Annotated in this window: 20 protein-coding genes and 1 tRNA gene; 2 read left to right on the top strand and 19 right to left on the bottom strand. The window is 69.9% G+C overall.

The genetic code is table 11. From position 1 onward, the window contains the following. The 7 genes from AB0P08_RS07780 to polA are packed head-to-tail and all read right to left on the bottom strand — an operon-like array spanning position 1 to position 9,265. Positions 1 to 813 carry an arginase family protein gene (locus AB0P08_RS07780; protein ID WP_259954866.1) on the bottom strand — a complete coding sequence of 271 codons (813 nt, stop codon included), beginning with the start codon at positions 811 to 813 and terminating at the stop codon, positions 1 to 3. A 52-nt stretch (positions 814 to 865) separates the two neighbouring features. Then, positions 866 to 1,612: a formylglycine-generating enzyme family protein gene (locus AB0P08_RS07775; RefSeq protein ID WP_187661481.1), complete on the bottom strand. Its 747-nt coding sequence runs from the start codon at positions 1,610 to 1,612 to the stop codon at positions 866 to 868. 19 nt (positions 1,613 to 1,631) lie between these two features. Then, positions 1,632 to 2,387 (bottom strand): SGNH/GDSL hydrolase family protein, encoded by a 756-nt coding sequence (locus AB0P08_RS07770; RefSeq protein WP_363589181.1) that lies wholly within the window; start codon positions 2,385 to 2,387, stop codon positions 1,632 to 1,634. Positions 2,388 to 2,415: 28 nt separating this feature from the next. Further along, positions 2,416 to 3,768 carry an MFS transporter gene (locus AB0P08_RS07765; protein ID WP_259954863.1) on the bottom strand — a complete coding sequence of 451 codons (1,353 nt, stop codon included), beginning with the start codon at positions 3,766 to 3,768 and terminating at the stop codon, positions 2,416 to 2,418. A gap of 51 nt (positions 3,769 to 3,819) precedes the next feature. Beyond that, on the bottom strand, positions 3,820 to 4,854 hold the full coding sequence (locus AB0P08_RS07760; protein ID WP_363589179.1) for an LLM class flavin-dependent oxidoreductase: 1,035 nt from the start codon (positions 4,852 to 4,854) through the stop codon (positions 3,820 to 3,822). Positions 4,855 to 4,909: 55 nt separating this feature from the next. Next, complete coding sequence (locus AB0P08_RS07755) at positions 4,910 to 6,592, bottom strand: DUF885 domain-containing protein (RefSeq protein ID WP_363589177.1); 1,683 nt, start codon at positions 6,590 to 6,592, stop codon at positions 4,910 to 4,912. 39 nt (positions 6,593 to 6,631) lie between these two features. Then, on the bottom strand, positions 6,632 to 9,265 hold the full coding sequence (gene polA / locus AB0P08_RS07750; protein ID WP_363589175.1) for a DNA polymerase I: 2,634 nt from the start codon (positions 9,263 to 9,265) through the stop codon (positions 6,632 to 6,634). Between the two features lie 45 nt (positions 9,266 to 9,310). Between polA and AB0P08_RS07745 the strand changes: the two genes are divergently transcribed. Beyond that, a complete protein-coding gene (locus AB0P08_RS07745; protein WP_060921657.1) occupies positions 9,311 to 9,739 on the top strand; it encodes a hotdog fold thioesterase in 429 nt (142 codons plus the stop codon). Here the strand turns inward: AB0P08_RS07745 and AB0P08_RS07740 are convergent. Further along, a complete protein-coding gene (locus AB0P08_RS07740) occupies positions 9,714 to 10,277 on the bottom strand; it encodes a GNAT family N-acetyltransferase (protein ID WP_187661486.1) in 564 nt (187 codons plus the stop codon). The genes AB0P08_RS07745 and AB0P08_RS07740 overlap by 26 nt on opposite strands. Positions 10,278 to 10,286: 9 nt before the next feature. Then, a complete protein-coding gene (locus AB0P08_RS07735; RefSeq protein ID WP_025103469.1) occupies positions 10,287 to 10,904 on the bottom strand; it encodes an ANTAR domain-containing response regulator in 618 nt (205 codons plus the stop codon). A 100-nt stretch (positions 10,905 to 11,004) separates the two neighbouring features. Between AB0P08_RS07735 and AB0P08_RS07730 the strand changes: the two genes are divergently transcribed. Continuing rightward, a tRNA-Leu gene (locus AB0P08_RS07730) sits at positions 11,005 to 11,090 on the top strand. A 22-nt stretch (positions 11,091 to 11,112) separates the two neighbouring features. Here AB0P08_RS07730 and AB0P08_RS07725 read toward each other — a convergent pair. The 10 genes from AB0P08_RS07725 to AB0P08_RS07680 all read right to left on the bottom strand — a co-directional run bounded on the left by AB0P08_RS07725 (position 11,113) and on the right by AB0P08_RS07680 (position 24,416). Next, a complete protein-coding gene (locus tag AB0P08_RS07725; protein WP_232089021.1) occupies positions 11,113 to 11,823 on the bottom strand; it encodes an esterase/lipase family protein in 711 nt (236 codons plus the stop codon). Beyond that, positions 11,763 to 12,569 carry an alpha/beta fold hydrolase gene (locus tag AB0P08_RS07720; RefSeq protein ID WP_363589173.1) on the bottom strand — a complete coding sequence of 269 codons (807 nt, stop codon included), beginning with the start codon at positions 12,567 to 12,569 and terminating at the stop codon, positions 11,763 to 11,765. Before AB0P08_RS07720 ends, AB0P08_RS07725 begins: the two co-directional genes overlap by 61 nt. Before the next feature lie 109 nt (positions 12,570 to 12,678). Then, positions 12,679 to 14,127, bottom strand: a complete 1,449-nt coding sequence (pyk, locus tag AB0P08_RS07715) for a pyruvate kinase (protein ID WP_363589672.1) — start codon at positions 14,125 to 14,127, stop codon at positions 12,679 to 12,681. 56 nt (positions 14,128 to 14,183) lie between these two features. Continuing rightward, positions 14,184 to 15,650, bottom strand: a complete 1,467-nt coding sequence (locus tag AB0P08_RS07710; RefSeq protein WP_315636859.1) for a glutamate synthase subunit beta — start codon at positions 15,648 to 15,650, stop codon at positions 14,184 to 14,186. Then, a complete protein-coding gene (gltB, locus tag AB0P08_RS07705) occupies positions 15,643 to 20,166 on the bottom strand; it encodes a glutamate synthase large subunit (RefSeq protein ID WP_363589670.1) in 4,524 nt (1,507 codons plus the stop codon). The genes AB0P08_RS07710 and gltB overlap by 8 nt, the downstream gene beginning before the upstream one ends. A 142-nt stretch (positions 20,167 to 20,308) precedes the next feature. After that, complete coding sequence (gene lgt, locus AB0P08_RS07700; RefSeq protein ID WP_363589171.1) at positions 20,309 to 21,334, bottom strand: prolipoprotein diacylglyceryl transferase; 1,026 nt, start codon at positions 21,332 to 21,334, stop codon at positions 20,309 to 20,311. A gap of 10 nt (positions 21,335 to 21,344) precedes the next feature. Further along, entirely contained in the window at positions 21,345 to 22,148 is an 804-nt protein-coding gene (gene trpA / locus AB0P08_RS07695; protein ID WP_363589169.1) for a tryptophan synthase subunit alpha, read from the bottom strand. Then, a complete protein-coding gene (gene trpB, locus AB0P08_RS07690) occupies positions 22,145 to 23,413 on the bottom strand; it encodes a tryptophan synthase subunit beta (protein WP_363589167.1) in 1,269 nt (422 codons plus the stop codon). The genes trpA and trpB overlap by 4 nt, the downstream gene beginning before the upstream one ends. Next, complete coding sequence (gene trpC, locus AB0P08_RS07685; protein WP_363589165.1) at positions 23,410 to 24,186, bottom strand: indole-3-glycerol phosphate synthase TrpC; 777 nt, start codon at positions 24,184 to 24,186, stop codon at positions 23,410 to 23,412. The genes trpB and trpC overlap by 4 nt, the downstream gene beginning before the upstream one ends. Then, complete coding sequence (locus tag AB0P08_RS07680; protein WP_071328620.1) at positions 24,186 to 24,416, bottom strand: HGxxPAAW family protein; 231 nt, start codon at positions 24,414 to 24,416, stop codon at positions 24,186 to 24,188. The genes trpC and AB0P08_RS07680 overlap by 1 nt, the downstream gene beginning before the upstream one ends. Between the last annotated feature and the right edge of the window lie 38 nt (positions 24,417 to 24,454).

Here is a 24,454-nt window from a genome sequence, read left to right as displayed (position 1 = left end):
TCAGCGCAGGAGGTGCTGGACGGTCTCCACGATCAACTCGACGCTGACGCGCTCGGGCACCTCCGCGTCGCCCGCCTCGAACTCGGCGAGTTCCACGCCGCGGACGTCCGCCGACGGGATCGCGGCGAACAGCGCGGCCACCTGGTGCGGCAGCAGACCGTCGCCGACGCGATAGGCCGCAGGGATGTAACCGGGCTCCAAGACGTCCCAGTCGACATGGATCCACACCGGTCGCCCGGCGATGAGCGCGCTGAGCCGCTCCGGGGTGCTCTCCGCGGGGCTGAGGACGGTCACTCCTGCACCGGCGAGCAGCTCCCCCTCGGCGGGATCGATGTCGCGACCGCCCACGACGATGACCTGCTTGGGGTCGATGCCCGCCCCGTGGCCGCTGTCCCACAGCCCGCAGGCGGCGGCGAGGACCATGCCGCCGAGGTAGCCGGAGTCGGTGGTGTCTGGCGTGTTGAAGTCGCCGTGCGCGTCGATCCACAGCACCACTGCGTCGGGGTGGTGCTCGGCGACACTCGGCAGCGTTCCGAGGCTCGCCGCACAGGTGTTCGTCACGAGGAGCGGCGTCGCATCCGCGGCGATCGCCTCCTGCACCGCGTCACGCAGACCCGTGAGCGTCTCCGCAGCTTCGGGCAGCGCGACCGACCAGTCGTCCATCCGGCCCGGCTCCGGGGTACCGACCACGACGGGCTCCCGCTGCAGGAGCGCGGACAGCGCGTCGGCGACGCGGCGTGCCCCGACGAGGGCTCCGTCCGTGCGGTCGGCGACGCGACCCTGGTTGAGGATGAGCGCGAACGGCGTGGTCATCCCTTCAGTCTCCCACCGCGCAGAGTGGGCGACCAAAACCGCCCGGCGCGGGCTACCGTCGGCGTGGGGTCCAGCCCGAGGGCAGACCGCCGTCGACGAAGGCCCGCTCCCGGTCCGCGGCCGCCGACCAGCCCTGCGCCTCCTCCTCGGTGTCGAAGGCGCCCCGAGCAACGCGGAAACCGACGTCCTCATGGTGCATGCGCGGCGCTCCCCCGCGGCGAACGGACGCGCGCACGCTCCAGGCGTCGTCGGCGAATCCTCCGCCGCGAAAGACCCGATAGTCGTCGTACCGCGCGGGGTCGAGGAGATCCCAGCACCACTCCCACACGTTGCCGAGCGTGTCGAAGAGCCCGTGCAGGTTCGGGAGCTTCCCGCCCACGTCCTGCGGCGTGCCCACTCCGTCGGCCGCGGTCCAGGCGGCCTCGGCCAGCGGCGCATAGTGCGGCCCGGTGGAGCCTGCTCGGCAGGCGTACTCCCACTCGGCCTCGGTCGGAAGGCGGTAGCCGTCCGCTGTGGTGTCCCAGGCCACGTCCTCACCCTCGAAGTGGTACACGGGATCGAGTCCCTCCCACTCCGAGGCGGCGTTGCAGAAGTGGATGGCCCGCAGCCAGCTCACGTCGGCGACCGGGCGACGAGGATGCCGTGATGGTGTGCCCAGGACTTCGGTGACCTGTTCCTCCGTCACCGGGAAGGCGGCGAGGGAGAACGGCTCGAGTTCGACGGTCCGGCGGGTGCGGCGCCGGGCGTCGTGCAGCGTGACCGTCCCGGCGGGGAGACGGACGAGTTCGATGTCACTCATCCGCGGGGCGTGACGCCGCTCATGCCGGCGTCCGCTCGACCCAGGTCGGATACTTCGCTGCGCGGCCGTCCCCGGATGAGGTCCTCGTCACGCGCCGTCGCACCCACGGGCCGACGAACTCCCGGTAGTACGCCAGGCCCCCGGGCCCTGCGGTCCAGCGGTCGAGCGGCGCCCACCAGGCTGCCGGCGGCTCGAAGCCGAGCCCGTGCAGCACGCGGGCCGCGACGCGGTGGTGGCCCGCCGCGTTCATGTGCAGCCGGTCCTCCGACCAGTACGCGGGTTTCGACAGCTCCGTGTCCGGCCAGTTGAGGGCACGGATGACGTCGGGCCGGTCCTCGATGCGCCGCAGGACCGCCTCGGAGAGCAGATCGCCGCGGCGTTGCACGAGCGATCCCATCGGAAGCTGCCCGCTGGGGTTGGCACCGGAGAGCAGGATCATCGTCACACCCTCCTCGTCGCACCGCCGCAGCACCCGGCTGAACGCGTCGGCGATGTGCTCGACGTCCGTCCGCGGCCGCAGCATGTCGTTGCCCCCGCCGTTGAACGACAGGTGCGTGGGGCGCAGGGCCAACGCGGGCTCGAGCTGCTCCTCGACGATCGGCCACGCCAGCTTCCCCCGGATCGCGAGGTTCGCGTACTGGATGGGGTGCCCCGCGGCATCCGCCCATCCCTGCGCGGCGATGTCGGCCCAGCCGCGCTCGGGCCCATCGGGGAGCACATCGCCCACGCCTTCGGTGAAGGAGTCGCCTATCGCGACGAAACGTACATCAGCCACGCGCCCAGCCTATTCCCGGTCCCGGACGTCACCGGTCGTCCAACGCCGCTCCGCTCCGATCGACGAGACCCCAGGCCGCCGCGGCGGCGACGAGGAAGCAGGCCGCGAACACGACGAACAGCAGGGGTGCACCGCCGGCACCGAGGAGGACGGGAACGGCGAGGGGCGCCACGATGGAGGCGATGCGGCCCACCCCGGCGGCCCAGCCGGCCCCCGTGCCGCGCAGCGAGGTCGGGTAGATCTCCGGCGTCACCGCGTAGAGCGCACCCCACGCACCGAGGGTGAAGAACGACAGGGCCATGCCGGCGCCGATGATCATCGGCACCGTCGTGGCGGTGCCGAAGACGACGGCCGAGGCGGTCGCCCCCAGCAGGAAGACCGAGAGCGTGACCCGGCGGCCCCACACTTCGATGAGCCAGGCGGCCACGGCATAGCCCGGGAGTTGCGCGAGCGTGATGATGAGGGTGAAGCCGAACGAGCGGACGAGGTCGAATCCCGCGTCGACGAGGATGCTCGGGATCCAGATGAACGCCCCGTAGTAGGCGAAGTTGACGGCAAGCCACACCAGCCAGAGGCAGGCGGTCCGCATCCGGAACTCGACGCTCCAGAGCGCAGCGAGCCGGGCACGCGCCGTCATCGCGATCGCCCGCGACGCCGGCTCCTTCCGGATCTGCGGGGTGTGCTCGACACCGGCATCGGCCTCGAACGCGGCGACGATGCGGTCGGCTTCCGCGATTCGTCCGCGGGACGCCAGCCAGCGCGGCGACTCGGGCAGACCCCACCGCACGACGAGGGCGTAGACCGCGGGGATCGCGCCGAGCGCGAAGGCCCACCGCCAGCCTGCCTCAGAGGCGGGGATGACGAAGAACCCGATGACGGCAGACGCCGTCCAGCCCACAGCCCAGAAGGCTTCGAGGATGACGATCAGCCGTCCCCGGATGCGCGCGGGCGCGAACTCGCTCACGTAGGTCGAGGCGACCGGCAGCTCCGCTCCCAGGCCGAGGCCGACGAAGAACCGCAGCACGAGCAGCGCCGCCACTGATCCGACCAGCGCACTCGCTCCGGTGGCCACGCCGTAGATGAGCAGCGTGAGGGCGAACACCTGCCGGCGGCCGAAGCGGTCAGCGAGAAGACCGCCGAGGGTCGCGCCGACGGCCATGCCGACGAAGCCGAGCGAGGCGATCCAGCCGGCCTCCCCCTTCGTGAGATCCCACTGCTGTGAGAGCGCCGCGATGATGAAGGAGATGAGTCCGACGTCCATCGCGTCGAGCGCCCAGCCGACGCCGGAGCCCGTGAGCAGGCGCAGGTGCCGGCGGGTGAACGGGAGGACGTCGAGGCGCTCGGCGAGCGAGGTGCGGCTCGGCAGGGCGGTATCGGCCATGATTCTCATCGTAGGGCCGCCCGTCCCGCCGAGCCGCGAGATGACGCCAGCTCAGTCGCGGTCGGCGAGGAGCTTCCGCACCCGAGGGATCACCTCGGTGCCATACAGCTCGATGCTGCGCATCATCGACTCGTGCGACAGGGTGCCGGTCGCGTACTTGAGGTCGAAGCGGCCGAGCCCGAGGGTCGTGATCGTGTCGGCGATCTTCGCCGCGACGCGCTCCGGCGAACCGGCATAGAGCGAGCTCTCCGGACCGATGTCGTTCTGAAAGCGCGCGCGGCTGTAAGGCGGCCAGCCACGCTCGCGACCGATGGTGTTGTTCATCGCCTCGAAGCCCGGGTAGGCCTCGTCCCACGCCTCCGCGTCGGTGGGCACGATGTGACCGGGTGAGTGCACGGCCACCGGGTGGGCGGTCGTCCCGAAGGAGGCGACCGAACGGTGGTAGAGGTCGACGAACGGCTTGAACCGTCCGGCCGGGCCGCCGATGATCGCCAGCATCAGGCCGAGACCGTGACGCGCGACACGCACGACGGACTCCGGGCTGCCACCCACGCCGACCCACGTGCGCAGGCCCTTCTCGGTCTTCGGGAAGACGTCCGCGTTGTCGAGAGACGGCCGCAGCGAGCCGGACCACGTGACGGGCTCTTCCTTGAGGAGCTCGACGAACAGCTCGAGCTTCTCCTCGAAGAGCCGGTCGTAGTCGCGCAGGTCGTAGCCGAACAGCGGGAAGGACTCGATGAACGAACCGCGCCCGAGGACGACCTCCGCCCGGCCGCCGGACAGGGCGTCGAGGGTCGAGAAGCGTTCGAACACACGCACCGGGTCGTCCGAGGACAGCACGGTCACGGCGGTGCCCAGCCGGATGCGCTCGGTGCGCGCCGCGATCGCCGCGAGCACCATCTCCGGGGACGAGACCGCGAACTCACGCCGGTGGTGCTCCCCCACCCCGAAGAAGTCGACGCCGACGGTGTCAGCCAGCTCCGCCTGCGCGACGACGTTCCGGATGGTCTGCGCGCCGCTGAGCAGCTCGCCGTCCTGGTCCCGGGTGATGTCGCCGAACGTGTCCAGCCCGAATTCGATGTCCATGTCACACCTTCCTATTCAGGTGAATGGAACACGCGGACTCGGGCCGGCATTCCCGTCACCGAGGGAGCAGCGCGCTGCGCAGCGTGTCGAGTCCGACGCCGCCGAGATCCAGGGCCCGCTTGTGGAAGCCCTTGAAGCTGAACGCGTCGCCCTCCGCCTGCTGCACGGCGTCGCGGACCTGCTCCCAGATGCGCTGACCGACCTTGTACGACGGCGCCTGACCCGGCCAGCCGAGGTACCGGTTGACCTCGAACTGCACGAACTGGTCCGACATGTTCACGTTGCGGCGGAGGAAGTCGAGCGCGTACTCGGCATCCCAGACGCCCTCGCCCTCGCCCTCGAGTCGGGGCTTGCCGAGGTGCACGCCGATGTCGAGGACCACGCGCGCCGCCCGCATCCGCTGCCCATCCAGCATGCCGAGGCGATCCGCCGGGTCATCGAGGTAACCGAGCTGCTCCATCAGCCGCTCCGCGTACAGCGCCCAGCCCTCCGCGTGCCCCGACGTGCCGGCGAGCAGCCGCCGCCAGGAGTTGAGCTCGGCGCGGTTGTAGACGGCCTGGGCGATCTGCAGGTGATGCCCCGGCACACCCTCGTGGTACACGGTGGTGAGCTCGCGCCACGTGTCGAACTCGGTGACGCCCTCGGGGACCGACCACCACATGCGACCGGGGCGCGAGAAGTCGTCGGTGGGACCGGTGTAGTAGATCCCGCCCTCCTGCGTCGGCGCAATCATGCACTCCAGCGTGCGGATCGCCTCCGGGATGTCGAAGTGCGAGGCACCCAGCTCGGCGACCGCGCGATCGCTGGTCTCCTGCATCCACCGCTGGAGCGCCTCGGTGCCGACGAGCTTGCGGGCGGGGTCCGACTCCAGATGCGCGACGGCCTCCTCGACGGAGGCTCCGGGAAGGATCTCGTTCGCGATCGCCGTCTGCTCGGCCACCATGCGGGCGAGCTCTTCCCGGCCCCACTCGTAGGTCTCGTCGAGGTCGATGGTCGCGCCGAGGAAACGCCGGGAGTTGAGGGCGTAGAGCTCGCGCCCCACGGCGTCCGTCTCACCGGCTTCGGGGGCCAGTTCCTCGGCCAGGAAGCGCCGCAGCTCGCCGTAAGCGACCCGGGTAGCCGCGGAGTTATCCGCCAGCGTGCGGGCGAGCGAGGCGGGAAGCTGACCCTCCTCGGGATCGGCGTGCGCGACGAACGCCGCGAAGAAGCCGTCGTCGGCGATGTAGCGGTCGATCTGCGTCGCGACCTCCGCGACCTGGCGACGGGCGGGAGTGACGCCCTCGGCGATGCCCAGACGGAGCGTCTCGATGTACCCGCGCAGCGCCCCCGGCACGGCGGAGAGTCGGGTGGAGACGACCTCCCAGTCCTCGACCGTCGCGGTGGGCATCAGGTCGAAGGCGGAGCGGACGTCCTGCGCGGCGGAGGCGATGACGTTCAGATCACGCAGGTGCCACTTCGCGTCGTGCAACTCGAGGTCGAGGCGCAGCTCGGCGCTGAGATCCGTCTTGGTGACCTCGTCGATCGCGTCGACCGGCTCCAGCGCGGCCAGCTTGTCCAGTGTGGCCCGCGTCGCCGCGGCGATCTCCTCGTGACCTTCCGGACTCAGATCACCGAATCGGTCGTTGACCTCGGAGCGGCCGATGTACGTGCCGAGAGTCGGCGCCAGCACGGCGATCGTGTCGACCCATTCATCGGCGACCCTGTCGATGGCGGAGGGGGTGCGGGGTGCGGAAGTCATGCCTTCCAGCCTAATCCCCGCCCCCTCCGGCCACCGGGATCAGTGCGCGGCTTCGTTCCAGTCCCGACCGCGGCCGACCTGCACGTCGAGCGGCACGGAGAGCTGCGCGGCGTCACCCATCCGCGTGCGGACGATCTGCTCCACCGCGTCCCACTCACCCGCAGCGACCTCGACGACGAGTTCATCGTGGATCTGCAGCAGCACCCGCGACTCCAGCTTCGCGGCGTGGAGGTCGTCGTGGATGTGGAACAGCGCGATCTTCATGATGTCGGCCGCGCTGCCCTGGATCGGGGCGTTGAGCGCGGCCCGCTCGGCGTTCTCGCGCAGCACGCGGTTGGGGCTCGCGAGATCGGGGAACGGCCGCCGACGCCCGAAGATCGTCTCGGTGTAGCCGACCTCCTTGGCCTTCATCACCGAGGCCCGCAGGTAGTCGCGGACCGCACCGAACCGTGCGAAGTACTCCACCATGAGCTGCTTGGCCTCCGACTGCTCGATGCGCAGCTGCTTGGACAGCCCGAACGCGGAGAGCCCGTAGACGAGGCCGTACGACATCGCCTTCACCTTGGTGCGCATCGCCGGCGTGACCTCGGACGGATCGACGCCGAACACGCGGGCGCCGACGAAACGGTGCAGGTCTTCGCCGCTGTTGAAGGCCTCGATCAACCCCTCATCACCCGAGAGGTGCGCCATGATCCGCATCTCGATCTGCGAGTAGTCGGCGGTGAGCAGGGTCTCGTACCCCTCGCCGACCTCGAAGGCGCTGCGGATGCGCCGTGACTCCTCGGTGCGGACCGGGATGTTCTGGAGATTCGGGTCGGTGCTGGACAGGCGCCCGGTCTGACTGCCGGTCTGCACATAGGTCGTGTGCACCCGGTGGTCCTCGCGGATCGCGGTGTCGAGGGACTCGATGATCTGACGCAGCTTCGTCGCCTCACGGTGCTGCAGCAGCAGACTCAGGAAGGGATGCGGGTGCGACTCCTGCAGGTCGGCGAGCACCGCGGCATCGGTCGAGTACCCGGTCTTCGTCTTGCGCGTCTTCGGAAGCTGCAGGTCTTCGAACAGCACCTCCTGGAGCTGCTTCGGCGACCCGAGGTTGAACTCGCGGCCGACGACCGAGAACGCCTCCTGGGCCAGCGCATCCGCGCGTGTCGCGAGCTCGGCCGAGAACGTCGACAGAACCTCGTGCGAGACGGCGACGCCGGCGAGCTCCATGTCGGCGAGCGTGCGGAGCGTCGGCAGCTCGATGTCGCGGAGCACGGCGTCGACCGGCTCGGGCAGATCGTTCCGCAGGGCCTCGGCCACGCGGAGGATGAACCACGCCTCCTGCGACGGGGTGGCACCCTCGGTCTCCGGCACGAGCTGCGACGGATCGGCCTCGGGGAGCTTCTCCCCCAGGTAGCGCTGGACGAGGTCGGACAGCGTCTTGTCGGGGAAGCTCGGACGCAGCAGCCAGCCGGCGAGGCTCGTGTCGTAGGCGAGCCCGCCGAGACGGATGCCCTGACGGAGCAGCGCCTTCACCTGCGGCTTGGCGTCGTGCAGCACCTTCGGCGCGTCGGACTCCAGCCACATACGCAGCGCCGCAGCCGCCTCCTCCGACCAGTCGAGCTCGCGCAGCTCGCTCCCGGTGGCGACGCCGACGCGCACGGGTGCACCGGACTGCACCACGACCCGGAGAGCGATATCTCCGCTCTGAGCCGTGGCCCAGGTGGCCAGATCGGCGGCGGACACCTGCGCCGGCGCCGGCATCTCGACGACGGAGGCCGGGTCGTCGGCCACCTCGCCCGCACCGACGGCCTCGAAGACCCGCGGCAGCAGCGTGCGGAACTCGAGTCGGGCGAAGATGTCGCGGACGGCCTCGGCGTCGATCGGGGCGACCGCGAGGTCGGCCGGTGCGACCGGCAGCTCCACGTCGGTGAGCAGGCGGTTGAGCTTGCGGTTGCGGCGGACGTCTTCGATGTGGTCGCGGAGGTTGCCGCCCACCACGCCCTTGATCTCGCCGGCACGCTCGAGCAGCTCGTCGAGGGAGCCGAACTGCGTGAGCCACTTGACGGCCGTCTTCTCCCCCACCTTCGGTACACCGGGGAGATTGTCGCTGGTCTCACCGACGAGGGCGGCGATGTCGGGGTACTGCTCGGGACGGACTCCGTAGCGCGCCTGCACCGTCGTCGGGTCGTAGCGCTTGAGCTGTGAGACACCCTGCACAGACGGATACAGCAGCGTGACGTCGTCGGTGACGAGCTGGATGGTGTCGCGGTCTCCGGAGACCACGAGCACGTCGTAGCCCTGGGCGGCGCCCTGGGTGGAGAGGGTGGCCAGGATGTCGTCGGCCTCGATGCCCTCCTGCGTCAGCACCGGGATAGACATCGCGGCGAGGCAGTCCTGCAGTAGCGGGATCTGGCCCTTGAACTCCTGCGGCGTCTCGGATCGGGTGGCCTTGTACTCCGGGTACTCGTCGGTGCGGAACGAGTGGCGGGAGGTGTCGAACGCGATCGCGAGGTGGGTGGGCTGCTCGGCCTTGATGAGATTGACCAGCATGGACAGGAACCCGTAGATGGCGTTCGTGTGCTGGTTGTCCTTGGTGGTGAAGTTGTCCACCGGGAGGGCGAAGAAGGCCCGGTAGGCGAGCGAGTGGCCGTCGACGACCATGAGGGTAGGCTTTGCGGAGTCCGTCACCCTGTCAGCCTAACGAGGAGCACGGACACCCGCAGAGGAGGATGCATGAGCGAGGTCGCCACCAGCGAAGGACTCGAGTGGGCGGCCGCCCGCGGCATGGGAGCCCTGGCCGAGAAGATGGGTATGGAGTTCGTCGAGTTCGGCGTCGATCGGTGCGTGGCGACGATGCCGGTGGAGGGCAACACCCAGCCGGTCGGTCTCATGCACGGCGGCGCCTACGTGGTCCTCGGCGAATCACTCGGCTCGATGGCGGCCAATCTGCACGCGGGAGCGGGCCGCCTGGCGGTCGGGGTCGACATCAACGCCACGCACACCCGGTCGGCCACCTCGGGCGTCGTCACCGGGGTCTGCACGCCCGTGCACCTGGGCCGGAGCATCACGGTGCACGAGATCGTCGTGACCGACGATCAGGGCCGGCGCTGCTCCACGATCCGCATCACCAACATGATCAAGGACGCTCCCGCCGGGCGCTGAGCGGCTCCTCCAGCAGCAGCTGGAACAGGATGTGGTCCTGCCACTCCCCCGCGATCCGCAGGTATTTCGGCGCGATGCCGATGCGCTCGAAGCCGTTGGCGGCGAGCACCCGCTGGGAGGCCACGTTGTGCAGCAGCGTCGACGCCTGCAGCCGGTGCAGCCGCAGCTCGTCCCGCGCGTGCTCCGCGATGAGGGCCACCGCGCGACCTGCGAGGCCGCGGCGGAGCCGGGTGGAATCGATCCAGTAGCCGAGATCGGCGCTCCAGAACGCGCCGCGCACGATGGTGTTCAGGTTCATCCGGCCGCGGATCTCGCCGTCGTCCGAGAGGATCACGAAGCGGGAGCTGCGGCCGAGAGCAGCCTCGGCGACGCACTGCTGGGCGTTCTGCTCCTGCCACTCCTCGGTGAAGAACGCCTCGGAGCGCACCGGCTCCCAGGGGGCGAGATGCTCCCTGTTCGCCCGGTACGCACGCGCGAGTGCGGCTCCGTCCCCGGCACGGACCGGCCGCAGAACGTGCTCTGCGTCCAGCCGGAGCACCGGAGTGCCTTATTTCTTGGGAGCGAGCTGCTCGATGATCGCCTTAGCGACGTCCTGCATCGTCAGCCGGCGATCCATCGACGCCTTCTGGATCCAGCGGAACGCCTCGGGCTCGCTCAGGCCCATCTTCTCGTTGAGGAGTCCCTTGGCCCGGTCGACGAGCTTGCGGGTCTCGAAGCGCTCGACCATGTCGGCGACCTCGGCCTCGAGAGTGATGATCTGCTCGTGGCGGGCCAGAGCGATCTCGATCGCGGGAAGGAGGTCGTTCGGCGTGAAGGGCTTCACGACGTAGGCCAGGGCTCCGGCCTCGCTCGCCCGCTCCACGAGCTCCTTCTGGCTGAACGCGGTCAGCAGCACGACGGGGGCGATGTTGCCCTTGTGCAGCTTCTCGGCGGCGCTGATGCCGTCGAGCTGGGGCATCTTCACGTCCATGATGACGAGGTCGGGACGCAGCTCGGTGGCGAGGGCCACCGCCGTCTCGCCGTCGCCGGCCTCGCCGACGACATCGAAGCCGTTGTCGCGGAGGATCTCGACGATGTCGAGACGGATCAGCGATTCGTCTTCGGCGACGACGACGCGTCGGGGTGCGGATGCCGTGGGCTGCTCAGCCTGTTCTTGCTCGGTCACCCCTCCATCCTAACGGAGAGGTCCTCACCACCGGCTGAAGACAGCGGGCACGCGAGGAAGCGTCCGCCGTCTGCGCTACAGTCGAAGTCGCGAGACACGGGCCGGCGTGGCGGAATGGCAGACGCGGAGCACTCAAAATGCTTTGTCCGAAAGGGCGTGTGGGTTCGAGTCCCACCGCCGGCACCAGCATCGCGAACCGCTCGCCCCGTCACTCGGCGAGGGCGGCGAGTTCGGCCATCACGCGGGGGTGGGCGAGGATCCGGAAGTGCCCTCCCGTCTCCAGCACCACGTTCTTGGCCCCGGCGAGCTCGCTCCCCTCGGGGATGTGCGGATCGAACGCGGCGTAGATCGAGACGATGCGGGCGTTGACGTCGAGCTCCCGCCCCAGGGCGACGATCGAAGGGTCGTCCGGCGAGAACGCCCGCAGCACCCGACCGGGCAGCAACCGCGCATATCGTGAGCCCCCGAAGGGCGTCGCGATGGCGAGCATCCCACGGATCCGCCCGCCCTCGGGGCCGGTCATCACCAGCTTCCCGGCGAGACCGCCCTTGCTGTGGGCGACGAGGAAGACGCCGGAGAGGTCGTGCGCTCGCAGGTAGTCGGCCACCTGGTCGGCCTCATCCTGCACCGGGAACTGGTTGCGGCGCAGCGCGTCCACGACGTGGACCGGATGGCCCCGCTCGTGCAGCGCGACGATGAGCGGCTCCAGGAAGCGCCAGGTCTCGTAGACGCCGGCGAGGACGACGATCGGGGCGCGGTCTCCGGTGGCGAAGTCGTCCGCCTGGTCGCGGCCGAAGAACGAGCGGACCTGCCAGAACCCGGCGTACGCGTAGTCCGCAGCCCACCAGCCCAGCATCCTCAGGACGTCGATGGGGCCCTCCCCCGCCGGCTGGCTGCGGCCGGCACCGCCGTCGGCCATGCTCCCGTCGTGTGGGCCAGGATCGCGGAAGCCACCGCCCGGGACGCGGACTGCTGCGCGACATGGTGGTGACCGGGGATCTCCACCAGTCGCGAGACGGCCGCCGCGTCGCGCAGGCGCCGGCACCACGCGCGTCCTGCGATGGGATCCTCACTCCCCCGGACGACGAGCACCGGCATGGTGAGCGCGGCGATCTTCTCCTCCAGGGGATACGCGAGCATGTGCCGGACCTGACGGAGATACCACCGCACGCCGCAGCGCAGGTAGTCGGTGAAGACGACGGTATTGATCGCGGGGGTCTCGCCGAACGTGTCGATGACCAGCGCGCGTGCCTGTGCACCGAGCGTCCGGTGGGCGTCGTCCGCGACGGGGCCGATCGTGACGACCGTGCGGACGTACTCGGGATGCCGGAGCGCCGTCTCCACGGCCCACTGCACGCCCATCGAGTGTCCGACGAGCACGACGCGGTCGTCGTCGAGGCTCGCCACCACCTGGGCGAGACCCGCGGCCATCTGCGGGATGGCGACGTCGAACCGCGGTTTGGGTAGGCCGCCGAAGCCCGGCAGGTCGACGGAGACCACCCGGGTCGTGTCGGCGAGCACGGCGTGCAGCCGTGACAGATACCGGTGCGACATCCCGATCCCGTGCACGAGGACCACGGTCGGGGCCGTGCTGCCGGCCGGCCGCGGACTCTCCAGGATGCGGAACGTCAGCCCGGAGGTGACGAGGAGGCGACGGAGGACCATGGCAGCACGCTAGCCGAGGCCGCGGTCACGGCCGAGAGGCTTGACGCCCCGGCCCGGAGATGACAGAGAGGGGCGAGGCCGAAGCCCCGCCCCTCTCGGAACGTCTGCGTCAGACGCCGGCCTTGTAGATCGGTGCCGCGCCACGGAGCGCGTCGCCGACCTTGTGCACGCGCAGGTCGTTCGTGGAACCGATGATCCCGGGAGGGGAACCGGAGATGACGACGACCTTGTCCCCCTCGACGGCGAGGCCGTTCTCGAGGAGGTACGAGTCCACCTGGTGGTACATGAGGTCGGTGTGCTGCACCATGTCGACGAGCGTGGAGCGCAGACCCCAGGTCAGCGCCATGCGACGACGGATGCCGGGCTCCGGCGTGAAGGCCAGCATCGGGATGCGGGAGCGCAGGCGGGACAGGCGGCGCGCCGAGTCGCCCGACTGCGTGAAGACGCAGAGGAACTTGGCGTCCACGAACTCCGCGACCTCGAGGGCGGCGAGGGTGATGGCACCGCCCTGCGTGCGGGGCTTCGTGGTCAGCGGCAGGATGCGCTCCAGACCGTGCTCCTCCGTCGACTCGATGATCCGGGCCATCGTCTCGACGACGACGACCGGGTAGTCGCCCACGCTGGTCTCGCCGGAGAGCATGACCGCGTCGGCGCCGTCGAGGACGGCGTTGGCGACGTCGGAGGTCTCCGCGCGGGTCGGCACCGGGCTGTTGATCATCGACTCGAGCATCTGCGTCGCCACGATCACGGGCTTCGCGTTGCGGCGGGCCAGCTCGACGGCGCGCTTCTGCACGATCGGGACGGCCTCGAGGGGCAGCTCCACGCCGAGGTCGCCGCGGGCGACCATGATGCCGTCGAACGCGTCGACGATCTCCTCGAGCGCATCCACGGCCTGCGGCTTCTCGATCTTGGCGATGACGGGGACGCGGACGCCCTCCTCGGCCATGATCTCGTGCACGCGGGTCACGTCGGAGGCGTTGCGGACGAACGAGAGCGCGATGAGGTCGGCACCCGTCCGGAGGCCCCAGCGGAGGTCGTCCTCGTCCTTCTCGCTCAGCGCGGGGACGTTCACGGCGACACCGGGCAGGTTGATGCCCTTGTTGTTCGAGACGGCGCCCGCGACGACGACGCGCGTGGTGACGGTGACACCGTCGGTCTCGACGACCTCGACCCGGACCTTGCCGTCGTCGATCAACAGGAAGTCGCCGGGCTTGACGTCCTGGGGAAGGCCCTTGAACGTCGTGCCGCAGATCTCCTTGTTGCCGATGATGTCCTCGGTGGTGATCTTGAAGATGTCGCCCTTGGCGAGCTCGTACGGTCCGTCCTCGAAGCGGCCCAGACGGATCTTCGGGCCCTGGAGGTCGACGAGGATGGCGACGGCGCGACCGGAGTCCTCCGCCGCGCGACGCACGTTCGCGTAGTTGTTCTCGTGCACGGAGTAGTCGCCGTGGCTGAGGTTCAGTCGGGCGACGTCCACACCCGCATCGATCAGTGCGCGCACCGTCTCATACGTGGAAGTGGCGGGGCCCAGGGTGGCGACGATTTTCGCGCGTCTCAACATGTCTCCAGGGTAGAAGTGGGGGATTACGTACAGGCGACACTGCCGGCCTCAGCCTACGCGGGCTGGAGGCCGATCGCGACATCGCTGGGGCGCACCGGCTCCGGCAGCACGGTGGTGCCCATGAGGAAGCGGTCGACGTTCGCCGCCGCCGCCCGGCCCTCCGCGATCGCCCAGACGATGAGCGACTGACCGCGACCGGCGTCACCCGCCACGAACACACCGGGGATCGACGACTCGTAGCTCGCGGCGCGACGGAAGGCGCCGCGCTCGGTGACCTCCGGCCGGGTGTCCTCGGTGTAGCCGTCCTGCTCCGGCCCGGTGAAGCCCATCGCGATGAGCACCAGGTCCGCGGGGATCTCGCGCTCCGTGCCGCTCTTGGGCACGCGGCGGCCGTCGATGTACTCGGTCTCGGCCACGCGCAGCGCGCGGACCTCGCCGACCTCGTTGGACAGGAACTCCACGGTCGAGGCGAGGAACATCCGCTCCCCACCCTCCTCATGAGCCGAGGCCACCTCGAAGATCGTCGGCATCATCGGCCAGGGCTGGTGATCCGGCCGGGTCTCGCTCGGCTGCTTGCCGATGGCGAGGTTGGTCACGCTCAGGGCGCCCTGGCGGTGCGCGGTGCCGATGCAGTCGGCCCCGGTGTCGCCGCCGCCGATGACGATGACGTGCTTGCCCTCGGCGGTGATCTGGCCGGGGACGGAGTCGCCGGCCACCGCGTGGTTCGACTCGACGAGGTACTCCATCGCGAAGTGCACGCCGTCGAGGTCGCGACCGGGGATCGGCAGGTCGCGCGGGACGGTGGCGCCGGTGGCGATCACGACCGCGTCGTACCGGGCGCGCAGGTCGGCCCACGAGATGTCCTTGCCGATCTCGACGCCGGCGCGGAAGCGCGTGCCCTCCTCCTGCATCTGGCGCAGGCGGGCTTCGAGCTGGCTCTTCTCCATCTTGAAGTCCGGGATGCCGTAGCGGAGCAGGCCGCCGATGCGGTCGTCGCGCTCGAAGACGGCGACGGTGTGCCCCGCGCGCGTGAGCTGCTGGGCGGCCGCGAGACCGGCGGGGCCGGAGCCCACGACGGCCACGGTCTTGCCCGTCAGGCGCTCCGGCGGCTCCGGCTCGACCCAGCCCTTGGCGAAGGCCTCGTCGATGATGGAGACCTCGATCTGCTTGATCGTGACCGCCGGCTGGTTGATGCCGAGGACGCACGAGCTCTCGCACGGCGCCGGGCACAGGCGTCCGGTGAACTCCGGGAAGTTGTTCGTCGCGTGCAGACGCTCGATCGCCGCGCGCCCCTCCCCGCGCCAGGTGAGGTCGTTCCATTCCGGGATGAGGTTGCCCAGCGGGCAGCCGGAGTGGCAGAACGGCACGCCGCAGTCCATGCACCGGCCGGCCTGGCGACGGAGCACGGCCTTGTCGCCGGGCTCGTACACCTCTTTCCAATCCATGATGCGCACGGGCACCGGACGGCGAGCGGGAAGTTCCCGCTCGGTCACCTTCAGAAAGCCTTTGGGGTCAGCCACCGGTCACCTCCAGGATGCGGTTCCAGACGATGTCGCCGTCGGGGTCGATCCCCTCGGCCAGTGCCTCCTCGCGCATGCTGCGCACGGCGGCGAAGTCCCGCGGGAGCACCTTCACGAACTCCGCAGCGCTCGCGTCGAAGTCTTCCAGCAGGGCGGCGGCGCGCGGGGACGCCGTGCGCTCCACGTGCTCCACGAGCAGGCCGCGGAGCACTTCGAGGTCGGCGCGGTCCAGCGGCTCGAGCCGGAGCTCGCCGCTGCCGAGCGACTGCGCGTTGACCTTGCCGGTGTCCAGGGCGTGCACGTAGGCCACTCCCCCGGACATCCCGGCGCCGAAGTTCCGGCCGGTGGGCCCGAGGATGACCGCGAGGCCACCGGTCATGTACTCGAGAGCGTGGTCGCCGACACCCTCGACCACCGCCGTCGCGCCGGAGTTGCGGACGAGGAAGCGCTCGCCCACCACGCCGGAGATGAACATGGTCCCCGATGTGGCGCCGTAGCCGATCACGTTGCCCGCGATGACGTTCTCGTGCGGGGCGATCGCGGAGCCGCGCGGCGGCCGGATCGTGATGTCCCCACCGGAGAGGCCCTTGCCGACGTAGTCGTTCGCGTCGCCCTCCAGCCGGAGGATGATGCCCGGCGGCAGGAATGCGCCCAGCGACTGCCCCGCGGTGCCGGTGAGGGTGACGTCGATCGTCTCCTTCGGCAAGCCGGTGGCGCCGTGACGCGAGGTCACCTGATGCCCGAGCATCGTGCCGACCGCACGCTCCGTGTTGGCGATCGGGAGCTCCACCACGACGGGGTCGCCGTTCAGCAGCGCCGCCTTCGCGATGTCGATGAGCTGCACGTCGAAGTGCGTGTCGAGCTCGTGGTCCTGGGCGCGCCCGCTGCGACGCGGTTCGCCGGCCGGGAACGCAGGGCCCTCCAGCACGGGGCTGAGGTCGAGCCCTTCGGCCTTCCAGTGCGCGATCGCCGCGTTGGTCTCCAGCAGCTCGGTGCGGCCCACGATCTCGTCGATCGAGCGGTAGCCGAGCTCCGCGAGCAGCTCGCGCACCTCCTCCGCGATGAACTCCATGAAGTTGACGACGAACTCGGGCTTACCGGTGAAGCGGTCGCGCAGGACGGGGTTCTGCGTCGCGACGCCCACCGGGCAGGTGTCGAGGTGGCAGACGCGCATCATGATGCAGCCGCTGACGACGAGGGGCGCGGTGGCGAAGCCGAACTCCTCGGCCCCGAGCAGAGCGCCGATGATGACATCGCGACCGGTCTTGAGCTGACCGTCGACCTGCACGACCACGCGGTCGCGCATGCCGTTGAGCATGAGCGTCTGCTGCGTCTCGGCGAGGCCGAGCTCCCACGGTGTTCCGGCGTGCTTCAGCGAGTTCAGCGGACTCGCGCCCGTGCCGCCGTCGTGACCGGACACGAGGATGACGTCGCTGAGCGCCTTGGCGACACCGGCCGAGACCGCGCCGATGCCGGACTGGCTGACGAGCTTCGTGTGGATGCGTGCCTCGGGGTTCGCCCGCTTCAGGTCGAAGATGAGCTGCTTGAGGTCTTCGATCGAGTAGATGTCGTGATGCGGGGGCGGCGAGATGAGCCCGACGCCCGCCGTGGCGTGTCGGGTGCGCGCGACCCACGGGTACACCTTGGTCGGCGGGAGCTGACCGCCCTCACCGGGCTTCGCGCCCTGGGCGAGCTTGATCTGGATGTCGTCGGCCTCGGTGAGGTAGAGGCTCGTCACACCGAACCGGCCGGAGGCCACCTGCTTGATGGCGCTGCGCCGTTCGGGGTCGACGAGACGGTCGGGGTCCTCCCCGCCCTCCCCGGTGTTCGACTTGCCGCCGATCCGGTTCATCGCGATCGCGAGGGTCTCGTGCGCCTCCTTGGAGATGGAGCCGTAGCTCATCGCGCCGGTGGAGAAGCGCTTGACGATGGCGGAGACGGGCTCGACCTCGTCCAGCGGCACGGGCTTGCGCGTCCCGGTCCGCAGCGAGAAGAGGCCGCGCAGGGTCTTCAGCTCCGCCGCCTGGTCGTCGACGAGCTTGGTGTACTCGCGGAAGATGTCGTAGCGGCGGGTCCGCGTGGAGTGCTGCAGCTTGAACACCGTCTCCGGGTTGAAGAGGTGCGGAGAGCCGTCGCGACGCCACTGGTACTCGCCTCCGGTCCACAGTCGCTCGTGGGCGCGGGCCGCGGCGTCCTCCGGGTAGGCGTAGTCGTGGCGGGCCTGGTTCTCGGCGAAGATCTCCTCGATCCCGATACCGCCCAGCTTCGACTCGGTGCGCGTGAAGTAGGCGTCGATGAACTCCGGGCTGAGGCCCACGGCCTCGAACACCTGCGCGCCCGCGTAGGACGACACCGTGGAGATGCCCATCTTCGACATGATCTTCAGCACGCCCTTGCCGAGCGCGTAGATGAGGTTCTTGACCGCCTTCTCCGGGGAGATGCCCGTGATGTAGCCGGTGCGCACGAGGTGCTCGACCGTCTCCATGGCGAGGTACGGGTTGATCGCGGAGGCACCGTAGCCGATGAGGGTCGCGACGTGGTGCACCTCGCGCACATCGCCGGCCTCGACGATCAGACCGACCTTCATCCGGTTCTCGCGCCGGATGAGGTGGTGATGGATCGCCGACACCATGAGCAGCGAGGGGATCGGGACGAGGTCCTTGTTCGAGTCCCGGTCGGACAGGATGATGAACTCCGCGCCGTCCTCGATGGCCTGATCCACCTCGGCGCACATCTCGGTGAGACGCTCCGCGAGGGTGTGGGGTCCGGCGTCGAAGTGGTAGAGACCGCGGATGGTGGCACTCGAGCGCCCGGGCAGGGCCTTGTCGATGTGACGGATCTTCGCGAGCTCGTCGTTGTCGATGACGGGGAAGTCGAGCGACACCGTGCGGGTGTGCTCGGGCCCCCAGGTCAGGAGGTTGACCTCGGGACCGAGGCCGAGCTTGAGGCTCGTGACGACCTCTTCGCGGATCGAGTCCAGCGGCGGGTTGGTCACCTGCGCGAACTGCTGCGTGAAGTAGTCGAAGAGCAAGCGCGGGCGCTTGCTGAGGACGGCGATCGGCGTGTCAGACCCCATGGCACCCAGCGGCTCGACCCCCGTCTGGCCCATCGGGGTGAGGAGGATGCGGACCTCCTCCTCCGTGTATCCGAAGGTGCGCTGCCGGCGCGTGATGGATGCCGGCGGGTGCACGATGTGCTCGCGTTCCGGAAGGTCGGCCAGACGGACGGAACCCGCGTCGAGCCACTCCTGCCAGGGGTGCATCGTCGCGAGGTCGTGCTTGATCTCCTCGTCTTCGACGATCCGACGCTGGGCGGTGTCGACGAGGAACATCTTGCCGGGCTGGAGCCGGCCGCGGCGCTTGATGCGCTCCGGCTCGAAGTGCAGGACGCCGGTCTCGGAGCCGATGACCACGAGGCCGTCGGTGGTCTCCGTCCAGCGGCCGGGGCGCAGGCCGTTGCGGTCCAGCGTCGCGCCGACCAGGGTGCCGTCGGTGAAGATGAGGGCGGCCGGGCCGTCCCACGGCTCCATCTGGTTGGAGTGGTACTCGTAGAACGCGCGCAGCTCCGGCGAGATGTCGGCCTGCTTCTCGTAGGCCTCCGGCACCATCATCATGATCGCGTGCGGAAGGCTGCGGCCGGTGAGCGTCAGCAGCTCCAGCACCTCGTCGAACGACGCCGAGTCGCTGGCGCCGTCGGTGCAGATGGGCAGCAGGGGCGAGATGTCGCCGAGGAGCTCGGACTCGAGCTGCGACTGGCGGGCGCGCATCCAGTTGCGGTTGCCGCCGACCGTGTTGATCTCGCCGTTGTGGGCGAGCATCCGCAGCGGCTGCGCGAGCGGCCAGGACGGGAAGGTGTTGGTGGAATACCGTGAGTGCACGACGGCGAGCTCGGAGGCGAAGCGCTCGTCCTGCAGATCCGGGTAGAACGGCTCGAGCTGCAGCGTGGTGACCATGCCCTTGTAGCCGAGCGTGCGGCTGGACAGGGAGACGAAGTAGGCGCCGAGCTCGTGGCCCGCGCGCTTGCGCAGGCGATAGGCGACGCGGTCGAGCGCGATGCCGGTCAGCGGCGCATCGGCCAGGGTGGCGCCGCCGGCGCTCACGAAGAGCTGCTCGAAGGCGGGGCGGGCCTCGTCGGCGAGCTTGCCGAGGTTCTCGTTGGCGGTGGGGACCTCGCGCCAGCCGAGGACGCGGAGGCCCTCCGCGCGGGCGATCTTCTCGATCCCGGCCTTCTGCTGGCGGCGCTCACTCGAATCGCGAGGCAGGAAGGCCAGCCCGGCCGCGTACTCCCCCACGGGCGGCAGTTCGAAGCCGGTGACCGTGCGAAGGAAGTCGTCCGGCATCTGGGTGAGGATGCCGGCTCCGTCCCCGGTGCCCGCGTCGGACCCGATGGCCCCGCGGTGCTCCAGGTTGCGCAGGGCCTCGAGGGCCAGCGCGATGATGTCGTGCCCGGCTTCGCCGCGCAGCGTTGCGACCATGGCCAGGCCGCAGGCGTCCTTCTCGAACGCCGGGTTGTACATGCCCTGCTTCGGGGGGTATGCGCCGGAGGCGCCGTAAGGGGGCTGGAAGTACACCAGTTACCGTCCTCAGATCTTCAGTGAAACCCGGGGACGTCGTCGGCCCGCTCGTTCAGTGCAATGGTTCTCCCGCCGCGAGTCGGCGTTATCGGGAGCCGTCCCCGCTCGAGGGAGCAGCGCTTGTGGCAGTGGCTCCGGCGGCGACTTCTTCGGCCGGAGGCTCGCTCACGTCCACGAAATCAGAGGGATTGTCCTGCGATTGTACATCAGCGTCCACGTCCTTCCGTCCGCGGCCCGGCTGGTACGGCGAGGGCTCGAGACCGGGGTGACGGCGGGTCTGCACGACCAGGATGACGAGTCCGACGACGACGCCGATGATGGCGGCCCAGACGTTGCTGCGCAGGCCGAGGATGATCTCGCTCGGGTCGATCCGGATCGACTCCCACAGGATGCGTCCGGCGCTGTACCAGATCAGGTAGATCGCGAAGAGGCGACCCCACTGGAAGTACAGCTTGCGACCGAGCCACAGGAGCACGAGGACGCCGAGCCCGTTCCAGATGACCTCGTAGAGGAACGTCGGGTGGAACAGGGTGCCCTCGGGAAGCCCGGGAGGGAAGGCCGAGTTCGTCGACTCGATCTCCAGGCCCCACGGCAGCGAGGTGGGCAGGCCGAAGAGCTCGTGGTTGAACCAGTTGCCGAACCGGCCCATCGCCTGGGCGAGCAGCAGGCCGGGAGCCAGCGCGTCCGCGAACGTCCAGAAGCGGATGCCGGTCCACCGGCAGCCGAGGTACGCCCCGACGGCGCCGCCGATGAGCGCACCGAAGATGGCAATGCCACCCTCCCAGATCGCCCAGACGGAACCGGGCTCGAAGGGGTTCCAGGTGTTCTTGCCTTCGCCGAAGTAGAAATTCGGGTGGGTGAGCACGTGGAAGATGCGCGCGCCGATGATCGCGAGCGGCACCGCCAGGATCGCGATGTCGATGACCACCCACGGCTCCGCCCCGCGCTTGGTGAGGCGGTGGTTCGTCATCAGCACGGCGACGATGATGCCGGCGATGATGCAAAGCGCGTAGAAGTGGATCCGGAGCGGGCCGAGATCGAAGTACGACACGGGCGGGCTCGGGATGCTGGCGAGCACGCCGGCGGCGGTGCTGTGGAGCGCGGAGGACATGAGTGCGATCCTACTTCTCTGAGACGAAGCGCGCCGACGCGGTGCCGGCGGCCAGGGTACGGGTGACCTCGGCGAGGGCGGGCACGCCGCCGTCACGGAGGGCGCGGACGAGGGCGGTGCCGACGATGGCGCCGTCGGCGTACTCGGAGACGCCGGCGATCTGCTCCGGGGTCGAGATGCCGATGCCCACGCAGGCGCGGCGGGCGCCGTGGTCGCGCAGTCGCGACACGAGGGTACGGGCTGCGCGGTCGAGCTCGGCCCGCTCCCCCGTGATGCCCATGGTGGAGACGGTGTAGACGAAGCCCGTCGAGGACCGCACGACGAGATCGAGCCGCTCGTCCGACGAGGTCGGAGCGGCGAGGAAGACCCGGTCGAGACCGAGGCGCTCGCTGACCGCGATCCACTCGCCGGCCGCTTCCGGGGTGATGTCCGGAGTGATGAGGCCGGCGCCGCCCGCGGCGAGCAGGTCCTCGGCATAGCGGTCCACCCCGTACTGCAGCACCGGGTTCCAGTAGGTCATCACGAGGACCGGGACGTCGGTCGCGGCGGTGATCGCGCGGATGGCGGTGAAGAGGTCCTTCATCCGGAAGCCCGCGGCGAGGGCCTTGGTCGTCGCCTCCTGGATGATGGCGCCGTCCATGACGGGATCGCTGTAGGGAGGCCCGAGCTCGATGATGTCCACACCGTTCTCGGCGAGGGCGATCGCCGCCTGGATGCTCGTCTCCAGGTCGGGGAAACCGACGGGCAGGTAGCCGACGAAGGCGCTGCGGCCGGCGTCATGCGCGCGCTGAATGGCCTGTTCGACGCGGCTCACAGCTGCGGCTCTCCCTTCGAGGCCGCGTCCTCGGCGGCGCTCTCCTCGGACACGTCGTGCGCGAGGGCTTCCTCGTCGTAGAGCTCGAAGTACCGGGCAGCGGTGTCCATGTCCTTGTCGCCACGGCCCGAGAGGCAGATCGCGATCAGGCCGTCGGGGCCGAGCTCGCGGCCGATCCGCAGCGCACCGGCGAGGGCATGAGCCGACTCGATCGCGGGGATGATCCCCTCGGTCCGGCTCAGCAGCCGCAGAGCCTGCATCGCCTCGTCGTCCGTCGCCGGGATGTACTCGGCCCGACCGATGTCGGCCAGCCAGGAGTGCTCTGGACCCACGCCCGGGTAGTCGAGACCGGCGGAGATGGAGTGCGATTCGACGGTCTGGCCGTCCTCGTCCTGCAGCACGTACGTCTTCGCGCCGTGCAGCACGCCAGGGCGGCCGCGCTCGATCGACGCCGCGTGCTTGTCGGTGTCGACACCGTCGCCGGCAGCCTCCACGCCGTACAGCCGCACGCCCGCGTCGTCCAGGAACGCGTCGAACATGCCGATCGCGTTGGACCCGCCGCCGACGCAGGCGACGACGGCATCAGGGAGCCGGCCGACCTCGTCGAGGATCTGGGCACGAGCCTCTTCGCCGATGATCTTCTGGAAGTCGCGCACCATCGCCGGGAACGGGTGCGGTCCCGCGGCCGTCCCGAAGATGTAGTTGGTCGTCTCGACCGAGGCGACCCAGTCGCGGTAGGCGTCGTTGATCGCGTCCTTCAACGTGCGCGACCCCGAGGTCACCGCGACGACCTCGGCGCCCAGCAGGCGCATCCGGGCGACGTTGAGCGCCTGACGCTCGGTGTCGACCTCGCCCATGTAGATGGTGCAGTCGAGCCCGAACAGGGCGGCGGCCGTCGCCGTCGCGACGCCGTGCTGCCCGGCCCCGGTCTCGGCGATGACCCGTGTCTTGCCGAGGCGCTTGGTGAGCAGGGCCTGGCCCAGCACGTTGTTGATCTTGTGCGAACCCGTGTGGTTGAGGTCCTCGCGCTTGAGGAAGACCCGCGCGCCGCCCGCGTGCTCGGCGAACCGCGGCACCTCGGTGAGCGCGGAGGGGCGCCCGGCGTAGGAGGACAGCAGATGGGCCAGCTCGGCTCGGAACTCCGGGTCGGCGATGGCCTCCTCGTAGGCGACCGTCAGCTCGTCGATCGCGGCGACCAGGGATTCCGGCATGTACCGCCCGCCGAAATCGCCGAAGAACGGACCGTGCTGGTCGCGCAGACTCACTTCGCCTCCAGGAAGCTCTCGAGAGTGGCCACCGGGTCTCCGGTCACCAGGGCCTCGCCGATCAGCACGACGTCGGCGCCGGCCGAACGGTAGTGCGCGACGTCGGCGGGCGTGAGCACCGCAGACTCCGCGATCTTGATCGCCGAATCCGGGATGCGGTCCACGAGCCGACCGAACAGATCGCGATCGAGTTCGAGGGTCTTCAGGTTGCGGGCGTTCACGCCGATCAGGTCGGCGCCGAGGTCGATCGCGGCCTCCAGCTCCTCCGCCGAGTGGGTCTCGACGAGCGGAGTCATGCCGAGCTCGAGGATGAACCCGTACAGGTCGCGCAGGACATCCGGCTCCAGGCCGGCGACGATGAGCAGCACGAGGTCGGCGCCGGCGGCGCGGGCCTCCAGCACCTGGTAACGGGTGGCGATGAAGTCCTTGCGCAGCACGGGAAGCGAGACCCGGGCGGTGACCGCCTCCAGATCGGCGAGGCTGCCTCCGAAACGACGTCCCTCGGTGAGGACGCTGATCGCGGAGGCACCGCCGGTCTCGTAGAGCGCGGCCTGGTGCGCGGGATCCGGGATCTCGGCGAGAGGGCCGCGCGACGGGCTCGCCCGCTTCACCTCGGCGATGATCTTCACCCGGTCGGCGGGAGCGAGGAACGACAGTGCGTCCTTCGCGGCGGGGCGGGCGAGAGCGTCACGCTCGACCACCGCGAGCGGGCGGGACTCAGAACGACGCTCGGCGTCTGCGACAGCGCCGGCCGTCAGGTCGGCGAGGACCACTAGTGCGCCTTCGGAGCGTACTTGGGACCCTTCACGCCGTAGCCCGCCTTCGCGAGCACCCAGCCGACGATCGCCCCGATCGGGATCAGCGCGGCGGAGATCCACACCAGGGTCGGCTGCTCGAAGCAGAACGCGACGGTCGCGGCGGCGAAGCCGACGAGCATGATCACGACGGCGGTCCAGGCCGCAGGCGAGTGTCCGTGGCCGGGGTCAGCGATCGGGTTGGTCATGTTCTCCTCCGGGGACGACGTGGGGATCTGGGTTCAGT

This window comes from Microbacterium meiriae (genome assembly GCF_040686935.1).
Classification (GTDB): Bacteria; Actinomycetota; Actinomycetes; order Actinomycetales; family Microbacteriaceae; genus Microbacterium; species Microbacterium meiriae.
The sequence above is the reverse complement of the archived record's forward strand: the minus strand, read 5'-3'. Positions and strand labels throughout refer to the sequence as shown.

What these genes read in the sequence shown, in the direction of transcription:
- AB0P08_RS07780 (WP_259954866.1), bottom strand. Translation starts at nt 813, where the DNA reads ATGACCACGCCGTTCGCGCTCATCCTCAACCAGGGTCGCGTCGCCGAC.
- AB0P08_RS07775 (WP_187661481.1), bottom strand. Translation starts at nt 1,612, where the DNA reads ATGAGTGACATCGAACTCGTCCGTCTCCCCGCCGGGACGGTCACGCTG.
- AB0P08_RS07765 (WP_259954863.1), bottom strand. Translation starts at nt 3,768, where the DNA reads ATGGCCGATACCGCCCTGCCGAGCCGCACCTCGCTCGCCGAGCGCCTC.
- AB0P08_RS07760 (WP_363589179.1), bottom strand. Translation starts at nt 4,854, where the DNA reads ATGGACATCGAATTCGGGCTGGACACGTTCGGCGACATCACCCGGGAC.
- AB0P08_RS07755 (WP_363589177.1), bottom strand. Translation starts at nt 6,592, where the DNA reads ATGACTTCCGCACCCCGCACCCCCTCCGCCATCGACAGGGTCGCCGAT.
- AB0P08_RS07745 (WP_060921657.1), top strand. Translation starts at nt 9,311, where the DNA reads ATGAGCGAGGTCGCCACCAGCGAAGGACTCGAGTGGGCGGCCGCCCGC.
- AB0P08_RS07725 (WP_232089021.1), bottom strand. Translation starts at nt 11,823, where the DNA reads ATGGCCGACGGCGGTGCCGGCCGCAGCCAGCCGGCGGGGGAGGGCCCC.
- AB0P08_RS07720 (WP_363589173.1), bottom strand. Translation starts at nt 12,569, where the DNA reads ATGGTCCTCCGTCGCCTCCTCGTCACCTCCGGGCTGACGTTCCGCATC.
- gltB (WP_363589670.1), bottom strand. Translation starts at nt 20,166, where the DNA reads ATGTACAACCCGGCGTTCGAGAAGGACGCCTGCGGCCTGGCCATGGTC.
- lgt (WP_363589171.1), bottom strand. Translation starts at nt 21,334, where the DNA reads ATGTCCTCCGCGCTCCACAGCACCGCCGCCGGCGTGCTCGCCAGCATC.
- AB0P08_RS07680 (WP_071328620.1), bottom strand. Translation starts at nt 24,416, where the DNA reads ATGACCAACCCGATCGCTGACCCCGGCCACGGACACTCGCCTGCGGCC.